Here is a 19,890-nt window from a genome sequence, read left to right as displayed (position 1 = left end):
CTCAGTCGTCGAGCGAGAGCGCCCGCGTCGGGCAGTACTTCACGGCGTCGCGCACGGCATCGTGACGGGACTCGCCTGGCTGCTCGTCGAGGATTCGGACCTTGTCCGCCTCCTTGTCATAGGCGAACACGTCGGGTGCCTCCACGACGCACATCGCATGGCCCTGGCACAGGTCGAGGTCCGCGGTCACTCGCATGGCCGGCCCGCGCGCCTGCGATACCGGACGCGGCACGGCTGTTCGAGCTGGATGACCATCTTCGAGCAGTCGTCGCGGTAGGTCTCCTGCGCCGCGGTGAACTCGTAGTCGCGCAGGATCACCGAGAAGATCGCCTTCAGCTGCATCATCGCGAACGCGGAGCCGACGCAGCGGTGTCTTCCCGCGCCGAACGGGATCCACGTCCACCGGTTGAGCAGGTCCTCCTGGCGCGGGTCGAGATAGCGGCCGGGGTCGAAGCGCTCGGGATCCGGGAAGTCCTCGGCGATCCGGTTCGACACCCATGGCGCCGCGCCGACCATCATCCCCGCCGGGATCGTGAACTCGCCGAACCGCATGTCCTCCTTGGCCACTCGCAGCAACAGGATCAGCGGCGGGTGCAGCCGCAATGTCTCCTTGAGCATCGACTCCAGCACCGGGATCGACCGCAGCGCCTGGAACGACACCGAGGAACCGTCGGCGTAGAGCGCGTCGAGCTCGGCGACCACGTCACGCAGGACGTCGGGGTGCCGCAGCAGCTCGATCAACGCCCAGGCGGCGGTGCCCGAACTGGTGTGGTGGCCCGCGAACATCATCGAGATGAACATCCCGGTGATCTCGTCGGCCGAGAACTGCGGGGTGCCGTCGTCCGCGCGCAGTGACATGAGCACGTCGAGCAGGTCGCGCTGATCCCTGGCCACCGGGCCGCGCACGGCACGCCGGTCCATGATGTCCTGCACCAGCGCGACGAGTTCGAGCCTCGCCCCGTCACGCCGGCGGAAACTCTCGATCTCGGCGTAGGGGTCGACGAAGGCCAACGCGTCGGTGCCGCGTTCGAGGTCGTGGTAGAGGTGCGCGAACCGGGCGTCGAGCTCCTCGCGGAACGACTTGCCGACGAGACAGGCCGAGGTCGTGTAGATGGTCAGTTCGGCGAACCAGTCGAGCAGGTCGATCTCGCCCTCGTCACCCCAGGCGGCCACCATCCGCTCGACCTCGGCCTCGATGGTGGCGGCGTGGCCCTTCATCTGCTCGCCGCGCAATGCCTGGTTCTTCAGCATCTCCTTGCGCCGCTCGGGGGTCGCATCGAAGACGACACCCTTGCCGAAGATCGGTGTCATGAACGGGTACGCCTCGCCCTGGTCGAGCACCTCGTCCGGGGCGCGGAAGAACAGCTCGTTCATCTCGGCCCCGCTGACCAGCGCCACCTCGTGGTCGGCGAGACGAAACCGGCCGATGTCGCCGCATTCGGCCCGCACCCGGTGCAGCAGAGCCACCGGATCCGTGCGCAGTTCCCGCAGATGGCCGTGCGGATCGTCGGGGTGGACCCGGGAGACCTCGGGGATCACCAGTCCGTCCCGAACCTCATTCGACATCTGACTGGACATGTGTCCACCATAGTTCGGGACGCCCGTCACTGACAAGGATTCAGCGTACGATCAGCCGTGCCGCGGATTCGAGGTCCTTCACCGTCCGCTCGTACGAGCTGTAGCCCAGGCCCGCGTGCAGGAGTGCGCCGCCGAGTGCGAACTCCAACGCTCGCAATACAACGGGATCAGCGTCCGAGCCGAGCGCCGCACCGAGCCTGCGGTGCCACTCCAGGCCGATCCGTGCACGCAGGTGCTCGACATCGGGATCCTCGCCGAGCATCGCGGCGGTGCACGCGGCCGCGAGCTCCGGCTCCCCCTCCACCAGCGAGCCGATGCCCCGCAGTGCCCGAACCACGCACTCCGCCACCGGAGCACCGTCCGGCACCACGTCGGGCAGTTCCCGCAGCCGCCGCCAGAACACCTCGGTGATCAGGTGGTTCTTCGAGGAGAAGTACGTGTACGCCGTCGCGGGCGCCACACCGCCGCGGGCGGCGACGTTGCGCACGGTCAGACCCGCGTAGCCGACCTGCCGCAACTCCTCGACCGCGGCATCGGCGAGCCGGCGCACGGTCTCGGCCTGCCGCTTGCTCAACCGCCGTCGCGTCGACTCCGCGGCCACCTCGGTAGACATGTGTCCAGACACTACCGCATCATTCTGGACACATGTCCATTCGGGTGTTACGTTCCGCCGTAGCCCTGGTTCACCTGCACGGAGGACGAGGTACCGCATGGACGTGACTGCGACGAAGCTGCACGATCCCAGTGTCTACGAACGTGGTGTTCCACACGAGGCGTTCGACGAGCTGCGCAGGGTGTCGCCGGTCTACTGGCAGCCGGAGCAACCACCCGGCCGCGGATTCTGGGCACTCACCCGCTACGACGATGTCGTTGCCGTGTCGCGCGACCCCGAGACGTTCTCCTCCCACCTGGGCACCCCGTTGCTGGCGGACTTCGACGACGAGGTCATCGCGCTGCAGCGGGCGATGATGATCAGCATGGATCCTCCCGATCACACCCGGCTGCGCAACATCGTCAACCGCGGGTTCACGCCGCGCGTGGTCGGCAGGCTGGAAGAGCGGATCAGGCGCACGTGCAGGTCCATTGTGGACGCCGCGCTGAGCAGGAACGAGGTGGACTTCGTCAACGAGATCTCCGCCCCGTTCCCCATCGCGGTGATCGCCGAGCTCATGGGAGTTCCCGAGCACGACCGGGAGAGGCTCTACGACTGGTCGAACCGGATGATCGGCTTCGACGATCCGGAGTTCCAGGTGCCCGGTTCCGACGGGGTCCTGGCGGCCGCGGAGATGTTCGCCTACGCCAGCGAACTCGCGGGACGACGTCGTGCCGACCCGCGCGACGACATCGTCAGCAAGCTCGTTCAGCCCGGCCCTGACAGGGATCTGCTGACGGAGCTGGAGTTCAACATGTTCTTCGTGTTGCTCGTCATCGCGGGCAACGAGACGACCCGCAACGCGGCGTCGGGCGGAATGCAGGCGATGCTGGAACATCCGGACCAGTGGCACGTGCTCACGGCGGACCGCAGTGCGATGCGCACCGCCGTCGAGGAGATCCTGCGCTGGGTCTCACCGGTGATGGACTTCCGCCGCACCGCCACCCGCGACACGGAGATCGGCGGCGAGCAGATCCGGGAGGGCGACAAGGTGATCCTGTTCTACCCGGCGGCGAACCGGGACGAGTCGGTGTTCGAGGACCCTCACGTGTTCGACGTCCGCCGCGACCCGAACCCGCACGTCGCCTTCGGTGGTGGCGGGCCGCATTTCTGTCTCGGCGCGCATCTGGCCCGGCTGGAGCTGCGGGTGCTGTTCGAGACGCTCGCCGAGCGCACCCCCGGCATCCGGGCGGCAGGACCTGTGCGGCGGCTGCGGTCCAACTTCATCAACGGCGTCAAGGAAATGCCGGTCCGGCTGTGCGCGTAGCACTCCTGTCATATCGGAGCGAGCCGCACTGTGGCGGCCAAGGTGTCTACGTCCGGCACCTGAGCCGCGGCCTGGCCGACCTCGGCCACCGCGTCGAGGTGTTCTCCGGGCAACCGTATCCGGACCTGGATCCCCGAGTGGGCCTGACCAAGGTGCCGAGTCTCGACCTCTACCGCGAGCCCGACCCGTTCCGCACGCCACGACTGAACGAGCTGCGCGGGATCGTGGATCTCCTCGAAGTCGCCACGATGTGGACGGCGGGTTTCCCGGAACCGCTCACGTTCAGCCTGCGGGTCGCCGGGCAACTGCGGGGCCGCCTGGCCGAATTCGACGTGGTGCACGACAACCAGTGCCTCGGCTACGGCCTGCTCGGCCTGGCGCGCAGCGGGTTTCCGCTGGTGTCCACTGTGCACCATCCGATCACCAGGGACCGTCTCACCGAACTCGCGGCGGCGACCGGTCTGCGCAGACTCACGCTGCGCCGCTGGTACGGGTTCGTGCGGATGCAGGCCAGGGTCGCCCGGCGGTTGCCGGAGCTGCTGACCGTGTCGCACGCGTCGGCAGCCGACATCAGCACCGACTTCCGCGTGCCGCGCGAGCGGATCCACGTGGTGCCGCTCGGCGTGGACACCGCGGTGTTCTCGCCGCCGGCACTGCCTCGGGTACCGGGACGCGTCGTCGCGGTCGCGAGCGCCGACGCACCGATGAAGGGCGTCCGGCACCTGCTCGAAGCCGTGGCCAAACTCCGCACGGAGCGCGACGTCGAACTGGTCCTGGTGACCCGGCTCATCGAGGGCGGGCCGACCCAGCGGTTGATCGGAGAGCTCGCGATCGGTGATGTCGTCCGCGTCGTCAGCGGCATCTCCGATGACGCGCTCGCCGCATTGCTGGGCTCTGCCGAGGTGGCGTGCGTGCCCTCGCTCTACGAAGGGTTCTCCCTGCCCACTGTGGAGGCCATGGCGTGCGCGACCCCACTGGTCGTGAGCAGGGCCGGAGCCCTGCCGGAAGTCGTCGGGCCGGACGGAGAGTGCGCCGACCTGGTCCCCGCTGGCGACAGCGAGGCCCTCGCCAGGAGCCTCGGTGCCCTGCTCGACGATCCGGCCCGCCGTGCACGGATGGGCAGCGCAGCAAGGAATCGCGCGGTGCACCGCTACAGCTGGACCTCGGTCGCGGCGGCGACGGCCGAACGTTATGCCGCGGCCATCGAGCGAACCGGAGGCACGCCATGCTGACAGTGGACTTCGAGCGGCTCGGCGTACGGCCGGGCGACCGGGTTCTCGACGTCGGGTGCGGCGCGGGAAGGCACGCGTTCGAGGCATACCGCCGCGGTGCCGATGTCGTCGCGCTCGACCAGAACGCGGCGGAGCTGGACGGCGTCGAGGCCATGTTCGCCGCGATGGCCGACGCCGGTGAAGCTCCCGCCGGCGCCTCGGCACGCACGGTCGTCGGGGACGCCCTGGACCTGGAGTTCGCGGACGACACGTTCGACTGCGTCATCGCGTCCGAGGTCCTGGAGCACATCGTCGAGGATGAGAAGGCGATGTGGGACCTGGCCAGGGTGGTCAAACCGGGTGGCAAGGTCGCGGTCTCGGTACCGCGCTGGTGGCCCGAACGCGTCTGCTGGTCCCTTTCCGACGCCTACCACGAGGTCGAGGGTGGCCACGTCCGGATCTACCGTGCCGTCGAGCTTGTCGGCAAGCTTTCCGCGACAGGGCTGCGTCCGGTGCACCGCCACCACGCCCACGCCCTGCACTCGCCGTACTGGTGGCTCAAGTGCGTGGCCAGGGACGAGCACCCGCTGGTCCGGCTCTACCACCGGCTTCTCGTGTGGGATCTGATGAAACGGCCGTGGCTCACGCGCACCGCCGAACGCCTGCTCGACCCCGTGCTCGGCAAGAGCGTGGTGATCTACCTGGAGAAGCCGGATGCGTGAGGTTCCAGCGGTGCGGGGCGTGCTCTCCCGCGCCGACGTGCTGCGCACCGGCCGATCCATCGCCCGTGTGCAGAAGCCCAACGGCGCGATCCCTTGGCTTCCCGGTGGAATGCTCGATCCCTGGGACCACGTCGAGGCGGCGATGGCGTTGTCCGCGGTCGGCCTCCTCGACGAGGCCGAGGCCGCGTACGAGTGGACACGGCGAACCCAGCGGGCCGACGGGTCGTGGCCGATGAAGATCATGGCGGGCGAGTCCGACGACGCGGCGGCGGACAGCAACTTCTGCGCTTACGTCGCGGTCGGGGTCTGGCACCACCATCTGATCAGCGGGAGCCCCGAGTTCGTCGCGGACATGTGGCCGGTGGTGCGCCGTGCCGTCGACTTCGTGCTCGGCCTGCAGGCACCCCGCGGGGAGATCGGCTGGGCCAGGGCGGCGGACGGCTCCGCGGTGTCCGAGGCACTGGTGACGGGATGTGCCAGCATCCATCACAGCCTGCGGTGCGCGCTGGCGCTGGCCGACCACGTGGGCGAGCCCCAGCCGGACTGGGAGTTCGCGCTCGGCCGGCTCGCGCACGTCATCGAGGCGCATCCCGAGGCGTTCCTGCCCAAGCCCAGGTTCTCGATGGACTGGTACTACCCGGTTCTCGGTGGCGTGCTGCGCGGCGAAGCCGGTCGTGCCGCGATCGCCCGCCGGTGGCCGGAGTTCGTCGTCGACGGGCTCGGCGCGCGCTGTGTGAACGACAACCCGTGGGTGACCGGGGCCGAGACCTGCGAGCTCGTGCTCGCCCTCGACGCGCTGGGCGAGGACCGGTTGGCGCACACCATGTTCTCGTCGATGCAGCACCTGCGCGAACGCGACGGGTCCTACTGGACCGGCCTGGTCTACACCGACGGCAAGCGGTGGCCGGTGGAGCGCACGACGTGGACCGGTGCGGCGGTGGTGCTGGCGGCGGACGCGTTGTCGCGGTGCACGCCAGGCAGTGGCATCTTCCGCGCCGAGGACCTGCCGCGCGGCCTGACCGTGGAGTGTGACTGCCGGATCAGCGGACTGGTTCCCCGAGGCGAGCACTGATCCGCCTGAGCAGCCGGAGCGAGCCTTTTTGCTGATACTGCTCGAACTCACCGGAGTCCACCGCGCGACGGAAGATCCGGTGGGGTGCCTGCCCGCCGTCCCGTGGATCCTCGAAGACGTCGTGCACGGCCAGCACTCCGCCCGCGACGATCCAGGGAGCCCAGCCCTCGTAGTCGGCGCGTGCGGCGTCGTCGGTGTGCCCGCCGTCGATGAACAGCAGGTTCACCGGGCCGCGCCAGAGCGACGCGACGGTGGCCGACCGTCCGACGACGGCGACCACGTGGTCCTCCAGGCGGGCATCGGCGATCGTGCGCCGGAAGGCCGACAGCGTGTCCAGCTGCCCGGAGCCCGGATCGACCAGCGACGGATCGTGGTACTCCCACCCGGGCTGGTGTTCCTCGGAGCCGCGGTGGTGGTCCACGGTCACGATGGTGCCGCCGGTCAGTCGGGCCGCGGCCCCGAGGAAGATCGTGGACTTGCCGCAGTAGCTGCCGATCTCGACGGCAACACCGCCGCCCAGGTTGTCGCGTACCGCGTCGAAGAGCGCGAGTCCCTCGTCGACCGGCATGAAACCGGGCGCCGCGACCGCCAGCGCCAACAGTTCGGCGGGCATCGCCGTCACGTCAGAAGCGGACATGGACGGTCTCCGTCACCGGCAGAGCCTGGCAGGCGAGCACGTAGCCGTCGGCGATGTCCTCGTCGTCCAGCACCTGGTTGTTGACCATGTGCACCTCCCCCGCCACCAGGCGGCATTCGCAGGACGCGCAGACACCCTCACCGCAGGACGTCGGTGCATTCAGGCCATGTGCGGCAAGTACGTCGAGCAACCGGACTTTCGACGGCCAGGCCAGGCGGTGCTGCTCACCGTCCAGTTCGACGACCAGGTCCACCGCCGCGCCGGTCGGCTCCGCGGGCACGGTGTTCGCGAACGGGTCACCGCTCAGCGACGAGAACCGCTCCAGGTGCACCTTGGACCGCGGCAGACCGAGGTCGCGCAGCACCGCCCGTGCGATGTCCATGAACGGTTTCGGGCCGCAGAGGAACGCCTCGCCGAACCGGCATCCGCTGACCAGCTCGGCAATGCCCTCGTGCGTCGGCAGTCCCCGCGACGACTCCAGCCAGTGCGACACCGTGAGCCGTTCCTGGTGTGCCGCCGCCAGAGTCTCCAGCTCCTCGCGAAAGATCGTCGCGCTCTCGTCGCGGTTGGCGTAGCAGAGCACGACGGTGCCGGTGCCCGCGTCGAGCACCGACTTGGCGATGGACATGATCGGGGTGACGCCGCTGCCGGCGGCGAGGAGCAGCAGATCGTCGTCCAGGGAGCCCGGGACGAACACGCCGGACGGTTCCAGCACGTCCAGCTCCGTGCCGGGCCGCACGTTGTCGCAGATCCAGTTCGACCCCGCTCCCCCGTCGACCCGTTTGACGGTGATCTTCAGCAGCGGATCGGTGTGCGGCGAACTGGCCAGCGAGTAACACCGTGCGACCGGGCCCTGCGGCATCGGCAGCCGGAGCGTCAAGAACTGCCCCGGCCGGTAGGCGAACCGTTCACGCTGCGACGCCGTGAGGTCGAACACGACGGACACCGCGTCGACCGTCTCGGTGATCACCTCGGCGACCCGGAGCCGGTGATGCACCCGCTCCGATGTTCCTTCGGCAGCACCCGGCTCGGTCATGTACACCAGTCTAGACAGATGTCCATATCTGCGACAACCTCCAGCCCCGCCTCCCTTGTGCCGATCTGCTGTCCGCAGTAGTGTCTGGACACATGTCCAGCGTAGCGGCGATCGACTTCAACCCCTACGACTACCGGTTCCACGAGGACCCGTATCCCACGTACGCGCGGCTGCGAGACGAAGCGCCGCTGTACCACAACGAGGAGCTGGACTTCTGGGCGTTGTCCCGTTACGACGACGTGATGGCCGGTTTCCGCGACAGCGCACGACTGTCCAACGCGAACGGTGTGTCGCTCGATCCAGCCGCGTACGGGCCACACGCGCACAAGACCATGTCGTTCCTCGCCATGGACGACCCCCGGCACATGCGGTTGCGCTCACTGGTCTCGCAGGGCTTCACACCGCGACGCGTGCTCCGGCTGGAGGAGCGCATCGCCGAGCTGTCCCGGCAGCACCTCGACGCCGCGCTCGCCGAGCCCGAGTGCGACTTCATCGCCGACTTCGCGGGCAAGCTCCCGATGGACGTCATCTCCGAGCTCATCGGAGTGCCGGTCGTCGATCGCGACCGGGTTCGCGCGCTCGCCGACGAGGTCGTGCACCGCGAGGAGGGTGTGCTCGACATCCCGCAATCGGCGATGGAAGCGGCCCTTCACCTCGTGCAGTACTACGCGGACATGCTCGGCGAGCGGCGCAGGAACCGCACCGACGACCTCACGTCCGCGTTGCTCGACGCCGAGATCGACGGCGACCGGCTGCGGGACGACGAGATCATCGGGTTCCTGTTCCTCATGGTGGTGGCCGGGAACGAGACCACCACCAAGCTGATCGGCAACGCCGTGTACTGGGGCTGGCGCAATCCCGCCGAGCTGGCGAAGGTGCTGGCCGACCCGCACCGGGTTCCCGGCTGGATCGAGGAGACGCTGCGCTACGACACGTCGAGCCAGCTCATCGCGCGGGCCGTCGTGCAGGACATCGACCTGCACGGCCGGACCATCCCCGCCGGCGCCCGCCTGCTGCTGCTCCTCGGGTCCGCCAACCGCGACGACCGCGCCTTCCCCGCCGCCGGCACGTTCGACATCGACCGCGGCCAGACGGCGCAGATCGCCAGTTTCGGCGGCGGCACCCACTTCTGCCTCGGAGCCCACCTCGCCCGGCTGGAGGCCAGGATCGCGCTCACCCAGCTGGTGTCCAGGGTGTCCTCGCTCGAGATCGACGAGCCGCGGGCGGTGCGTGTGCACTCGACCAACGTCCGCGGCTTCGCCACCCTGCCCGTCCGAGTCGCGCTGAGGGAGACCGCCCGATGACCCGCGTTCCGATCCGCGTCTTCCAGGTCGCCACCGGCAACGTCGGCACGGAGATGATCAGGCGCGTCGGCGCCCACCCCGACCTCGAGCTCGTCGGACTGCATTGCTACACACCGGAGAAGATCGGCAGGGACGCGGGCGAGATCGCGGGGATCGATCCCGTCGGCGTGGTCGCCACCGGCTCGGTCGACGCCATCCTCGCCGCCGAACCCGACGTCGTGACGTTCCACGGCGTGTTCCCCGACGAGGATCTGTACGTCAGAGTCCTCGAAGCGGGCATCGACGTCGTGACGACCGCGGACTGGATCACCGGCCACCACCGCGACCGGAACCATCCGCATCCGTCGGGGAAACCCACCACCGCGGTCCTCGACGAAGCCTGCCGCCGTGGCGGTTCGACCTTCTACGGCACCGGCATGAACCCCGGGCTCACGCAGATCCTGGGCGTCGTCGGGTCCTGCGACGTGGCCGATCTGGAGAACGTCACCGTCATCGAGTCGGTCGACGTCTCCTGCCACCACTCGGCGGACTCGTGGCGGATGTGCGGCTACGGCCGCCTGATCGACGATCCCGAGCTGCCGGCCATGCTGGAGAAGGGAACCCGCGTCTTCGCCGACGGCGTGCACCTGATGGCCGACTGCTTCGGCCTGGAGCTCGACGACGTCACCTTCAGCTACGAGCTCGGCGCGTGCACCAAGGACGTCGATCTCGGCTGGTACCGGCTGCCGAAGGGCTCGCTCGGCGCCAACTACCTGAAATACCAGGGTGTCGTGGCCGGCGTGCCCAGGGTCGAGGTCCACGTCGAGTGGCAGATGACCCCGCACACCGAACCGCACTGGAACGTCCAGGGCTGTTACATCACCAGGATCCAGGGTGATCCCTGCGTGTCCAGCAAGCACCGGATCTTTCCCAAGCCCGGCACCGACTTCAGCGACCCCGCCGCGTTCGCCTCGGTGGGCATGACGGTGACCGGTCTGCCGGCGCTCAACGCGATTGCCGCGGTCGTCGCCGCTCCCCCTGGTGTGATCACCAGCGCGGACCTGCCCCTGCGTGCCTTCGCGGGACGATTCCGGTGATGAGCGATGCGCATCAACCCACGGGTTGACGGCGGAACCAACCCGGCGGCCGACGTTCCGCGTCACGCCACGCGGCAGGCTGACCGCCATGACGACGATCGACTACCTGGTCTCCGCGGTCTTGATCCTCCTGGTGGTACCGCAGATCCGAGGTACCCGCCAGACCCTGCGCAACGCGGTGCTGCCGTTGGTGGCCGTCGCCGCCGCGGCCGCCTACTACCTGCGGTCCTTCCCGACCGAAGGGAACGACGTCCAGCTGTACGTCATCGGTGTGCTGTCCGGCGCGGTCGTGGGCATCGCCTGCGGTGTGGTCACCGAGATGAGCCGCGACTCGGACGGCGTGGCTGTGGCCAAGGCTGGAGTGGCCGCCGCGGTCCTGTGGGTGCTGGGAATGACCACGCGCTCCGGATTCGAGTACTGGGCCACCCACCGGGGCTCCGCGGCGATCGCCCAGTTCAGCCGCGACAACCTCATCACCGGTGCGGCCGCGTGGACCGCCGCGCTGCTGCTGATGGCTCTGGCGCAGGTCGTGTGCCGGCTCGTCGTGGTGCAGATCAAGGCTCGCCGGTTCTCCCCGCAGGCTTCCGCGCCCGCGCGGGCCTGAGCCGATGCCACTCCCCTCACCGGCCCGGCCCCGGCTCTCCAGGGCCGGGCTCCTCCCTATCCTTCAGCGCGTGACGGACCTCCCGGACGACCCGTCGATCGCGGTCAGCCCCCGGCTGGCGGCGGCACTCGCCGATGCCCGTGATCGGCGCCAGCGCAGGAGCCGGCGGCTGCGACCGGTGCTGTGGGGCATCCTGGCGACCATCGCCCTCCAGTCCGCGTACGGCGATCCGGCACCCGGTGGCAGCGGCGTGCATCTCGCCGTCGCCGTGGTCCTCGCCGGCAGCCTCGTACCGCTGGCCGCGGTCGCCTCGGGCCTGTGGCCGGTGGTGCATCCCGTGTCCTGCGCCGTGTTCTGCCTGCTGGTCAGCGGATTCGGGCTGGCGCTCGGCATCGTCCAGCCCGGTTCCACGTCCGTCCTGCCCACCTCGGTGGCGGTGCTGACCGCCTTCCTCGTGCTGCCGCGGCGAGCGGCCGCCGTGCTCGGCGGCGTCGTCGTGGCCGGTCTGATCACCGCCTCGCTGGCCGCTGCGGACAGTGGTGGCGCAGGCACCGTGCTCAGCCAGCTGCTGTTCTGCGTCATCCTCGCCCTGATGGCGATCAGCATGCGGCAGGCAGGCGATCACGAGGAACGCGCGGAACTCCTGCGCGCACAGCTGGAGGACGCCAGGGAGGCGGAGACCGAGGCCGCCGCGCTGGCCGAGCGCACCCGCATCGCCCAGGACCTGCACGACATCCTCGCCCAGACCCTGTCCGGGCTGGCCATCCAGGTCCAGGCCGCGCGGCGGATGGCGCGGCGGGACCAGGCGGGCGACGACCTGCGGGAACTGCTGGACCGGGCCGGGCACCAGGTCAGGGAGGGGCTGGGCGACGCACGCCGGGCGGTCGGCGCACTGCGCGGGCGGCAGACGCCGTCGCTGGACCGCCTGCCGGAACTGGTCGAGCGCTACCGCGTGGACCTCGAACTCGACGTGACGATGTCCGTCACCGGCACCCGCCGTCCCCTGCCCGCCGACGCGGATCTCGCCCTGTACCGCGGCGCGCAGGAGGCGTTGACCAACGCGGTCCGGTACGCGCGCAACGCCTGCACCACACTGATCCTCTGCTACGAGCCCGGGAGCACGGCGCTGACGGTCGAGGACAGGCGCGCCGAACCCCACCCGCCGGCAGCACCCCCGGCCATCGGCTCCGGCCTCGGCCTCGCCGGCATGCGCGAGCGGCTGGGCGCGGTCGGCGGCAACGCCGACGCGGGACCGACCACGACCGGCTGGAAAGTGCGGATGGAGGTTCCCGCGTGACCGAGGAGCGCGGCGACCGGCGCATCAGGGTCCTGGTCGCGGACGACCAGCAGGTCGTGCGAAGCGGACTGGTCCTCCTGATCGGCATGCTGGACGGCATCGAGGTGGTCGGTGCGGCGCGCGACGGTGCCGAGGCGGTGGAACTCGCCGAGCGGCTGCACCCGGACGTGGTGCTGATGGATCTCGACATGCCGGTGCTCGACGGGATAGCAGCCACGGCGGCCATCCGGGAGAAGGCGCCGGACCGGGCGGTGCTGGTGCTGACCACGTACGCGGACGACGACTCGGTCTTCCCCGCACTGAGAGCGGGCGCGCGCGGTTACCTGACCAAGGACGCGGACGACGAGGAAGTCGAGAGGGCGATCCACCGCGTGCACGACGGCCACACCTGGCTCGACCCCGTGGTCCAGGCCAGGCTGGTCGCCGCCCTGCAACCCGGCGCGATCCCGCCCGCAGCCCCGGTAACCGGTCCGCCGGACGGTCTGACCCCGCGCGAGGCCGAGGTGCTCGTCCTGATCGCCCAGGGCCTGTCGAACGCGGAGATCTGCGACCGGCTCGTGGTGAGCCAGGCCACGGTGAAAACCCACATCAACCGCATCTTCGCGAAGATCGGCGCGACCGACCGCGCTCAGGCCGTGCGCTACGCCTACCGCAACAACCTCGCCGACGGCACGTGACCGGAGTTCAGGGGCGCCGCAACCGGTCGTCGTAGCCGCGCCGGGCGACCCGGTCGACGTCGTCGGTGAAAGCCTTGTGCACGCCCAGTTTCCTGGCCAGGTACTCACCGACGGGGCGTGGCGTCAGCTTGTTGAACGCCGCCAGGATCCCGGCCGCCCTGGTGACAGTGACCCGGCGCCGCGGCCTGGCGATCAACCTGGCGACGGCCGCGGCGACCGCCTGCGGCTCGGCCAGCAGGCCCAGCGGCGCACGGGTGCCCGCGATGAGCTCGGTCCTGGTGAAGGTCGGCAGCACCGCGGAGAAGTGCACGCCGGTGGCTCGGTGCTCCAGGCGCATGGCTTCGGTGAAGCCCAGCACCGCCTGTTTGCTGGCGCAGTAGGTGGCCATCCCCGGTGTCGGGTTCTCACCGGCGAGCGACGCGATGTTCACGATGTGCCCGCTTCCACGCGAAAGCATCTGGGGCAGCACGAGTTTGGTGCCGAGCAGGACGCCGTAGAGGTTGATGTCGAGGACGCGCCGGGTGATCTTGTCCGTCTCCTCGGCGAAACGCCCGACCGGCATGATCCCCGCGTTGTTCACCAGGACGTCGATGCCGCCCAGGGTTTTCTCGACGCCGGCGAGGAACGCGCGGAACGATCCGGGGTCGGCGACGTCGAGCGCCAGTGCGGACGGGAGTCCGAGCTCCTCCGCCGTCCGTTCGGCCGCAGCAGCGTCGATGTCCCCGATGGCCACCGTCGCCCCGCCTGCCGCCAGCTCGGCCGCGATCGCCCTGCCGATTCCGCGTGCACCACCGGTGACAGCGATCCTCTTGCCACGCAAGGGGAAGTCACCGTGCCTTGTGCGGCACGTTCTGCACGGCTCCACCGTCCACGACGAACTCGGCTCCGGTCGCGTACGAGGACTCGTCACTGGCGAGGAACAGCACGAAGCCGGCGACGTCGGCGGGAACGCCGGGGCGGCCGAGCGGAATGGTGATCATGTCGTCCGGGATGTTCTCGGTGAGCGGTGTGCGGATCAGGCCGGGATGAAGGGAGTTGACCCGCACCCCCAGCGACGCCAGCTCCATCGCCACCGACTTGGTCAGGCCGCGGACCGCCCACTTGGACGCCACGTAGCCGTGCGCCCAGGGGGTTCCACGGAGGCCTTCGATGGACGACACGTTGATGATCGACCCGTGACCCGCGGCAATGAGCGCGTCCGCGGCGGCGCGCATGCCGAGGAACGTGCCGGTGAGGTTGACGTCGATGATCTGCTGCCACCGGTCGAGCCGGAACTTCTGCAGTGCACTGCCGTTCGCGATGCCGGCGTTGTTCACCAGCACGTTCAGCTTGCCGAAGTCCCGCACCGCCGTGCCGACCGCTGCCGTCCAGTGCTCCGCATCGGTCACGTCGAGGTGCACGTAACGGGCCTGCTCCCCGAGCTCGGCCGCCAGCTCCTTGCCCTCATCGTCGCGGATGTCGCCGATCACCACCTGCGCGCCCTCCGCGACGAGCGTCTGGGCCGCGGCCGCACCGATACCCCGGGCGCCGCCACTGATCAGGGCTACCTTGCCGTCAACACGTCCCATGAAAAGTCACCTCTCTCAGGTGCTGGTTGCCGGTGACCAACGGCAGGTCGAGAGTCGTGCGGATACCGGGTTCCGCCGCCACCACGGCGGGAATCGCGTTCACGACCCGGCCGGCACCGGCCAGGATCGCGGCGTGGTTGTGGTCGCCCGCACGGCTGCTCGGGCAGATGTCCACTGTGTACGAAGGCTCGCCCGCGATCTCCACCCGGTAGGAACCACCGGGCTGCGCGGGCTGCGGCCAGTCGGGGCGGAGGTCGGCGCGCAGTCGCGTGACGTGCTCGACGACGATCGCGGGCCGTCCGGCCACGATTCCCTTGACCTCGAAGCGGAGCGCGGCCTGACCGCCTCGGGGGATGTGCCCGGCGGCGATGTCGAAGGCCTCTGGCGCGGGTTCGCGTTCCACGGACTCGGTGATGCCGTCGAGCTCCAGGCCGAGTCCGTCCGCCAGCTGCCGGATCGTCACGCCCCAGGCCATGCCGAGCATGCCTGGCTGCAGCAGCATCGGGACGTGCTCCGCCGGCGTGCCGAAGCCCATGACGTCGAACATGACCGTGGCGCCGTCGTAGGTCGCGTAGTCGGCGATCTCCGTGCAGCGCACCTGCTCGACGAACCGGCAGGTGCCGGCGAGCGCGAACGGGATCAGGTCGTTGGTGAATCCCGGGTCCACCCCGCTGATGAACAGGCTCGCCCCGCCCGACCGCGCGGCTGCCTCCAGCGGATCGATGTACTTGTCCGGAATCACCTGCCAGGGATGGATGAGCGCGGTCGGAGCGGTGCCCACGACGTTGCAACCGGCCTGCAGGATCTGCCGGCAGTCGGCCACGGCCGCGGGAAACCTGTTGTCCCCCATGGCGCAGTAGACGACGCAGTCGGGTTCGGCCGCCAGCAGGGCGGACAGGTCGCGCGTCGCCGTCACCCCGGTGGCGAGGCCCAGCCCGGCGAGCGCGCCGGCGTCCTGGCCCTCTTTGTGGCCGGACGACACGCAAAGCCCCGTGAGCTCGAACCTCGCGTCCTCGATCAGGTGAGCCAGCGCCAGCCTGCCGACGTTCCCGGTACCGACGTGAGCGACTCGGATTGCCATGCGTCGGCCCTACAGTCCGAGGCGCCGGGCGTGGCGGGCGATGAACCCGACCACCTCGTCGGCCGGCCGGTCGGGAAGGCCCCACATCAGGTCGGTGACGCCGGCCTCCTCCCACGTTGCCAGGTTTTCGGGCGTGGGCTTCTCCATGGCGAGCAGGTGCACCTGCGGCCGGCCGGTTCGTCCCGCGGCCGCCCACGCCTTGCGCAGTCGATCGCACTTCTCCACGACGTCCTGCTCGGTCGGCGTGGTCATCCACCCGTCGGCGGAACGCGCGATCCACTCGAAGGTCTTCGGCCCGCCTCCCGCGCCGATGACGAGCGGGATGTGCGGCTGCGCCGGCTTCGGGTACGCCCAGGACGGTCCGAACGAGACGAACTCCCCCGCGTAGGCCGCCTCGTCCTGCGTCCACAACGCCCGCATCGCCTCGACGTACTCGCGCAGCACCGTCCGTCGCCGGGCGGCGGGGACGTGGTGGTCTTCGAGTTCGTCGGTGTTCCAGCCGAAACCTGCGCCGATCGTGACACGGCCACCCGAGACGTGGTCCAGCGTGGCCACCGTCTTGGCGAGGGTGATCGGGTCGGACTCGACGGGCAGGGCCACCGCGGTCGCGAGCCGGATGCGTGAGGTCACCTGCGCCGCGGTGGCCAGCGCGACCCAGGGGTCGAGGGTCCGCAGATAGCGGTCATCGGGAAGCGTCCGGTCACCCGTGTAGGGATGGGCGGCCTCACGTCGGACCGGAATGTGCGTGTGCTCGGGGACGTAGAACGAGCTGAACCCTTGCTCCTCGGCCGCCAGCGCCGCGTCGGCCGGCGTGATCCCGCGGTCGCTGGTGAACAGCACGATCCCGTGTCTCATCATGCGTCCACCTCGATGATGGGAGCTTCGGGAGACACCTCGATCGCGTTGATGTGGACGCCTCTGGGTGCCGAGACGACGGACAGGATCGCGTCGGCGATCGCCGAGGACCGCAGCATCCTGGGATGCCGGGCGTGGCCCCAGTGCACCCACTTCGCGATGAGGAGTTCGACGTCCTCGGCCGAGAAGTCGGTGCCCAGCTCGCTGCGCGTGGGTCCCGGCCGCACGATCGACGCGCGGACCCCGGTGCCCTCGAGCTCCATCTGCAACTGGTGCGCCATGCCCTCCAGCCCCCACTTCGACGCGGTGTAGGCCGAGACGAACGGCCGGGCCCGCCCTGCCACGTCCGACGAGACGAACACGACGTCGCCGCGCTGCCTGGCGACCATGCCGGGAACGAAGGCGCGGACCAACCGGTGCGCCCCCACCAGGTTCAGGTCGACGTCCCGGCCGAACTCGCCGGTGTCGACCGCGTGGATCGCGCCAGGAGCAAGCCGTCCGGCGTTGCTCACGAGGACCTCGACGTTCCCCAACGACCGGGTCACCGCCTCGGCGAATGCCTTGACCGAGTCCGGATCGGTGAGGTCGAGGGCGTGCACGACGGCCTCACCACCGCTGCCGCGGATCTGTTCGGCCAGTTCCTCACACTTGTCGACGCGGCGCGCCCCCAGGGCGACCGGGTACCCGGCGCCGGCCAGCGCGACCGCGGCCGCCGCGCCGATCCCCGACGACGCACCGGTGACCACCGCGGGCCGCCTGTCGGGATGCTGGGGCCTCATGACAGATCAGACATCCGACTGGACATGTGTCCACACTAGCGTCGGGCATGCGGTCTGACAATGCCGCGCATTTGTTCAGCGGCGGCTCATGACCGCGAGCCCCGCCGCGGCGATGACGCCGAAAGCCGCGGGGGCCAGGAACACCAGCGGAAGTCCGAGAACGCTGATGCCCACTCCACCGGTGAGGCCGCCCAGCGCGCTGGCGATCGCGGTCGAACTGAGGAAGATCGCCGAGGCGGTCGCGACGGCGTCCGGGAGCAGCCGCTGGGCGACGATGATGCCGAGAGCGGCGAACACGCCCCAGACGCCACCCATCAGGAACTGCCCGGCGAACATGCCGAAGACGTTGCCCGTCAACGCGAAGCAGAGGTTCGCGCCGACCCCGGACGCGGCGCCGGCCACCATCAGCCGCATCGCACCCACCCGGCGGGCGACCACGACGGCCACCGGCATCAGCAGCAGCTCGACCAGGGGCTGGATCCCGATGGTCGCGCCGCTGACCACGGCCGGCAGCCTGAGATCGTCGTGCAGGTAGATGGGGAGGTAGGCGTACTTGATGGGTTCGCCCGCGTAGACGAGCACGTACAGGCCCGTGAAGGCGAGCAGGGGCAGCATTCTCCGCAGCCGGACGACGTGCTCGGGTCCGATGTGGACAGGCACGGTGGTGTCGCGCAGGAAACCCAGCGGGATGATCTGCGCCAGCGTGCAGAGCGCGGTCGCCACGAGCATCGCCCGCGGGCTGACGGCGGCGGCGAGGACCGCGCCCGCGACCGGTCCGACGATCCATCCCGCCGTCAGCGCCATCCGCACGATCGAGACGACGTCGTCGGCTCGATCGGTGCCGTCGGCGCGCAGATCGTCGTGGACGGCGGCGAAGAGCTGCGAACCGGCGGCACCCGCGAACGCCAGAACGATCGCGCTGATCACGAACGGCATCCACGCCTGGGTGGACCCCGCGATCCCGAGCCAGCCCAGAAACCCGGCCACCGCACACCACCGGAACAGCCCCAGGCGCCGGCCCGTGCGGTCCGACCGCGCACCGATCAGGTAGCCGGCCACCGGCGCGGTGAGGCTGGTGAGGTAGAACAGGCCGGCGGACGCCAGCGACACGTGGAGATCGTTCACCAGGAACAGCGCGATCTGCGGCGCCGCGGCCGAGAACCCCAGCCCGGACAGGAACATCGCGACGGTCGCACCGCGGTGCAGGGGTGAGGCGAGTGTGACCCGCAGCGCCGACGCGCTCTCAGCGGGACGGTGCGTCGCCGAAGTCGGGGATGACAAGCCGGGTCCCTCCGTTCAGAGCCGACTCGTGCGCGACGATGCCCGGCAGCGTGTACCGCGCCGCGGCCCAGGCGTGGACCGGTGGCAGCGATCCGGTGTTGACCGCGGTCACGAAGTCGTCCGCGAGGAAGTGGTGACTGCCCTCGTGCCCGTTGGAGGTGGTGGCGAACTCCGCCGGCAGCCGCGACCGGTCGTGTACAGGCGCCGAACCCGACGTGAAGGAGTCCCGCAGGGCCGGGGCGACGTGGGCCAGCGACGGGTCATCGGCGTCCAGGGTGGTCAGCGGCAACAGATGCGCGGTGATGTCCTCGACGCCGTTCTTGTCCTGCCAGAGGCTGACCGTCGCCAGCTGCTCCAGACTGGCGTCGGTGCCGAAGAACCGGAACCGCGACTCCCGGATGTGCGAGGGGTAGCCGACGCGCCGGAACTCGTTGGTGCGGAACGCACCGCCTCCGTCGACCTCGAACAGCGCGGTGGCGTTGGAGAAGTCGTTGCCGAACTGGCTCACGGACCGGTCGAACACGCCGTCCCCGCGCTCATCGATGACGCCGATGGCGGAAACGCTGGTCGCGTGCGTCTGCCAGGCGCCCAGGACGCCGCCGATGGAGTGGGTCGGGTACAACAGCGGCGGGTAGCTCGCGGTGGCCTTCCAGTTCTCGCCGCCGCTGTACCGGTAGGCGTCGTAGAAGCCGAGATCCATGTCGTGGACGTAGTCGCCCTCGGCGTAGAACAGGCGGCCGAAGGCACCTTTGGCGATCTGGTCGCGGGCGTGGACGGTGGCCGGGTGGTAGTAGCTCGTCTCGCCCATCATGTAGGTCAGGCCGGTGTCCCCGACCGCGTCGATGATGGCCGCGATCTCCTGCTGCGTCACGGCCATCGGCACCGCGGAGTAGACGTGTTTGCCCGCGCGCAGTGCCTTGACCACGAGCGGCCCGTGCGTCCAGCGCTGGGTGAAGATCGCCACCGCGTCGACGTCCGAGTCGAGCATGGCCTCGTACGACGGAACTGTGCCGGCGAGGTCGTACTCGGCGACCAGCCGCGCGGCCCGCTCCCCCATCAGGTCGGTGGCGAGGATGTCGCCGACGCCGGGATGCAACCGCCACAACCGGGCGAACTGCCCGGCGAACTGGCCGGCACCGACGATGCCCAGAGAGAACAACTGACCTCCTCGATTCGTGGACGGTCACGACCGT

Annotated in this window: 21 protein-coding genes; 9 read left to right on the top strand and 12 right to left on the bottom strand. The window is 69.9% G+C overall.

Annotated elements, in window-relative coordinates; all coding sequences use genetic code 11:
* Nucleotide 1 precedes the first annotated feature (1 nt).
* Genes ACIA8G_RS05610 through ACIA8G_RS05600 form a run of 3 tightly spaced genes read right to left on the bottom strand, consistent with a single transcriptional unit; the run spans nt 2 to nt 2,191 of the window.
* Nucleotides 2-196, bottom strand: a complete 195-nt coding sequence (locus tag ACIA8G_RS05610) for a ferredoxin (RefSeq protein ID WP_396417059.1) — start codon at nt 194-196, stop codon at nt 2-4.
* Nucleotides 187-1,578, bottom strand: a complete 1,392-nt coding sequence (locus tag ACIA8G_RS05605; RefSeq protein ID WP_396417058.1) for a cytochrome P450 — start codon at nt 1,576-1,578, stop codon at nt 187-189. The genes ACIA8G_RS05610 and ACIA8G_RS05605 overlap by 10 nt, the downstream gene beginning before the upstream one ends.
* Before the next feature lie 40 nt (nt 1,579-1,618).
* Nucleotides 1,619-2,191: a TetR/AcrR family transcriptional regulator gene (locus ACIA8G_RS05600; RefSeq protein ID WP_396417057.1), complete on the bottom strand. Its 573-nt coding sequence runs from the start codon at nt 2,189-2,191 to the stop codon at nt 1,619-1,621.
* Nucleotides 2,192-2,288: 97 nt separating this feature from the next.
* Between ACIA8G_RS05600 and ACIA8G_RS05595 the strand changes: the two genes are divergently transcribed.
* The 4 genes from ACIA8G_RS05595 to ACIA8G_RS05580 are packed head-to-tail and all read left to right on the top strand — an operon-like array spanning nt 2,289 to nt 6,502.
* Nucleotides 2,289-3,497, top strand: coding sequence for a cytochrome P450 (locus ACIA8G_RS05595; RefSeq protein WP_396417056.1), 1,209 nt, complete (start codon nt 2,289-2,291; stop codon nt 3,495-3,497).
* Nucleotides 3,488-4,729, top strand: a complete 1,242-nt coding sequence (locus ACIA8G_RS05590; protein ID WP_396417055.1) for a glycosyltransferase family 4 protein — start codon at nt 3,488-3,490, stop codon at nt 4,727-4,729. Before ACIA8G_RS05595 ends, ACIA8G_RS05590 begins: the two co-directional genes overlap by 10 nt.
* Complete coding sequence (locus ACIA8G_RS05585) at nt 4,723-5,430, top strand: class I SAM-dependent methyltransferase (RefSeq protein WP_396417054.1); 708 nt, start codon at nt 4,723-4,725, stop codon at nt 5,428-5,430. The genes ACIA8G_RS05590 and ACIA8G_RS05585 overlap by 7 nt, the downstream gene beginning before the upstream one ends.
* Nucleotides 5,423-6,502, top strand: a complete 1,080-nt coding sequence (locus ACIA8G_RS05580) for a prenyltransferase (RefSeq protein WP_396417053.1) — start codon at nt 5,423-5,425, stop codon at nt 6,500-6,502. The genes ACIA8G_RS05585 and ACIA8G_RS05580 overlap by 8 nt, the downstream gene beginning before the upstream one ends.
* Here ACIA8G_RS05580 and ACIA8G_RS05575 read toward each other — a convergent pair.
* Both ACIA8G_RS05575 and ACIA8G_RS05570 read right to left on the bottom strand, forming a co-directional pair.
* Nucleotides 6,471-7,139, bottom strand: a complete 669-nt coding sequence (locus tag ACIA8G_RS05575; protein ID WP_396417052.1) for a class I SAM-dependent methyltransferase — start codon at nt 7,137-7,139, stop codon at nt 6,471-6,473. The genes ACIA8G_RS05580 and ACIA8G_RS05575 overlap by 32 nt on opposite strands.
* Nucleotides 7,126-8,175, bottom strand: a complete 1,050-nt coding sequence (locus tag ACIA8G_RS05570; protein WP_396417051.1) for a 2Fe-2S iron-sulfur cluster-binding protein — start codon at nt 8,173-8,175, stop codon at nt 7,126-7,128. Before ACIA8G_RS05570 ends, ACIA8G_RS05575 begins: the two co-directional genes overlap by 14 nt.
* A gap of 92 nt (nt 8,176-8,267) precedes the next feature.
* Here ACIA8G_RS05570 and ACIA8G_RS05565 point away from each other — a divergent pair, with 92 nt between their 5' ends.
* The 5 genes from ACIA8G_RS05565 (at nt 8,268) to ACIA8G_RS05545 (ending at nt 13,133) form a co-directional block, all read left to right on the top strand.
* Nucleotides 8,268-9,479: a cytochrome P450 gene (locus tag ACIA8G_RS05565; protein WP_396417050.1), complete on the top strand. Its 1,212-nt coding sequence runs from the start codon at nt 8,268-8,270 to the stop codon at nt 9,477-9,479.
* The gene (locus ACIA8G_RS05560; protein WP_396417049.1) at nt 9,476-10,555 is read left to right on the top strand and encodes a hypothetical protein; all 1,080 of its coding nucleotides are present in this window, start codon (nt 9,476-9,478) and stop codon (nt 10,553-10,555) included. Before ACIA8G_RS05565 ends, ACIA8G_RS05560 begins: the two co-directional genes overlap by 4 nt.
* Nucleotides 10,556-10,643: 88 nt before the next feature.
* Entirely contained in the window at nt 10,644-11,159 is a 516-nt protein-coding gene (locus ACIA8G_RS05555) for a hypothetical protein (protein ID WP_396417048.1), read from the top strand.
* A gap of 70 nt (nt 11,160-11,229) precedes the next feature.
* Nucleotides 11,230-12,456: a sensor histidine kinase gene (locus ACIA8G_RS05550; RefSeq protein ID WP_396417047.1), complete on the top strand. Its 1,227-nt coding sequence runs from the start codon at nt 11,230-11,232 to the stop codon at nt 12,454-12,456.
* Entirely contained in the window at nt 12,453-13,133 is a 681-nt protein-coding gene (locus tag ACIA8G_RS05545) for a response regulator (RefSeq protein WP_396417046.1), read from the top strand. The genes ACIA8G_RS05550 and ACIA8G_RS05545 overlap by 4 nt, the downstream gene beginning before the upstream one ends.
* A gap of 7 nt (nt 13,134-13,140) precedes the next feature.
* Here the strand turns inward: ACIA8G_RS05545 and ACIA8G_RS05540 are convergent, their stop codons facing one another.
* The 7 genes from ACIA8G_RS05540 to ACIA8G_RS05510 form a co-directional block, all read right to left on the bottom strand.
* Nucleotides 13,141-13,953 (bottom strand): SDR family oxidoreductase, encoded by an 813-nt coding sequence (locus ACIA8G_RS05540; protein WP_396417045.1) that lies wholly within the window; start codon nt 13,951-13,953, stop codon nt 13,141-13,143.
* 7 nt (nt 13,954-13,960) lie between these two features.
* A complete protein-coding gene (locus ACIA8G_RS05535) occupies nt 13,961-14,701 on the bottom strand; it encodes a glucose 1-dehydrogenase (protein WP_396417044.1) in 741 nt (246 codons plus the stop codon).
* Nucleotides 14,688-15,782: a diacylglycerol kinase gene (locus ACIA8G_RS05530; protein WP_396417043.1), complete on the bottom strand. Its 1,095-nt coding sequence runs from the start codon at nt 15,780-15,782 to the stop codon at nt 14,688-14,690. Before ACIA8G_RS05530 ends, ACIA8G_RS05535 begins: the two co-directional genes overlap by 14 nt.
* 9 nt (nt 15,783-15,791) lie before the next feature.
* Nucleotides 15,792-16,637: an LLM class F420-dependent oxidoreductase gene (locus ACIA8G_RS05525; protein WP_396417320.1), complete on the bottom strand. Its 846-nt coding sequence runs from the start codon at nt 16,635-16,637 to the stop codon at nt 15,792-15,794.
* Nucleotides 16,637-17,416 (bottom strand): SDR family oxidoreductase, encoded by a 780-nt coding sequence (locus ACIA8G_RS05520; protein ID WP_396417042.1) that lies wholly within the window; start codon nt 17,414-17,416, stop codon nt 16,637-16,639. The genes ACIA8G_RS05525 and ACIA8G_RS05520 overlap by 1 nt, the downstream gene beginning before the upstream one ends.
* 75 nt (nt 17,417-17,491) lie before the next feature.
* A complete protein-coding gene (locus ACIA8G_RS05515; protein ID WP_396417041.1) occupies nt 17,492-18,697 on the bottom strand; it encodes an MFS transporter in 1,206 nt (401 codons plus the stop codon).
* Nucleotides 18,660-19,856, bottom strand: a complete 1,197-nt coding sequence (locus ACIA8G_RS05510) for a Gfo/Idh/MocA family protein (protein ID WP_396417040.1) — start codon at nt 19,854-19,856, stop codon at nt 18,660-18,662. The genes ACIA8G_RS05515 and ACIA8G_RS05510 overlap by 38 nt, the downstream gene beginning before the upstream one ends.
* Nucleotides 19,857-19,890 lie beyond the last annotated feature (34 nt).

Source organism: Lentzea sp. NPDC051213 (assembly GCF_044455585.1).
Classification (GTDB): domain Bacteria; phylum Actinomycetota; class Actinomycetes; order Mycobacteriales; family Pseudonocardiaceae; genus Lentzea.
This window is presented reverse-complemented; position numbering and strand designations above follow the sequence as displayed.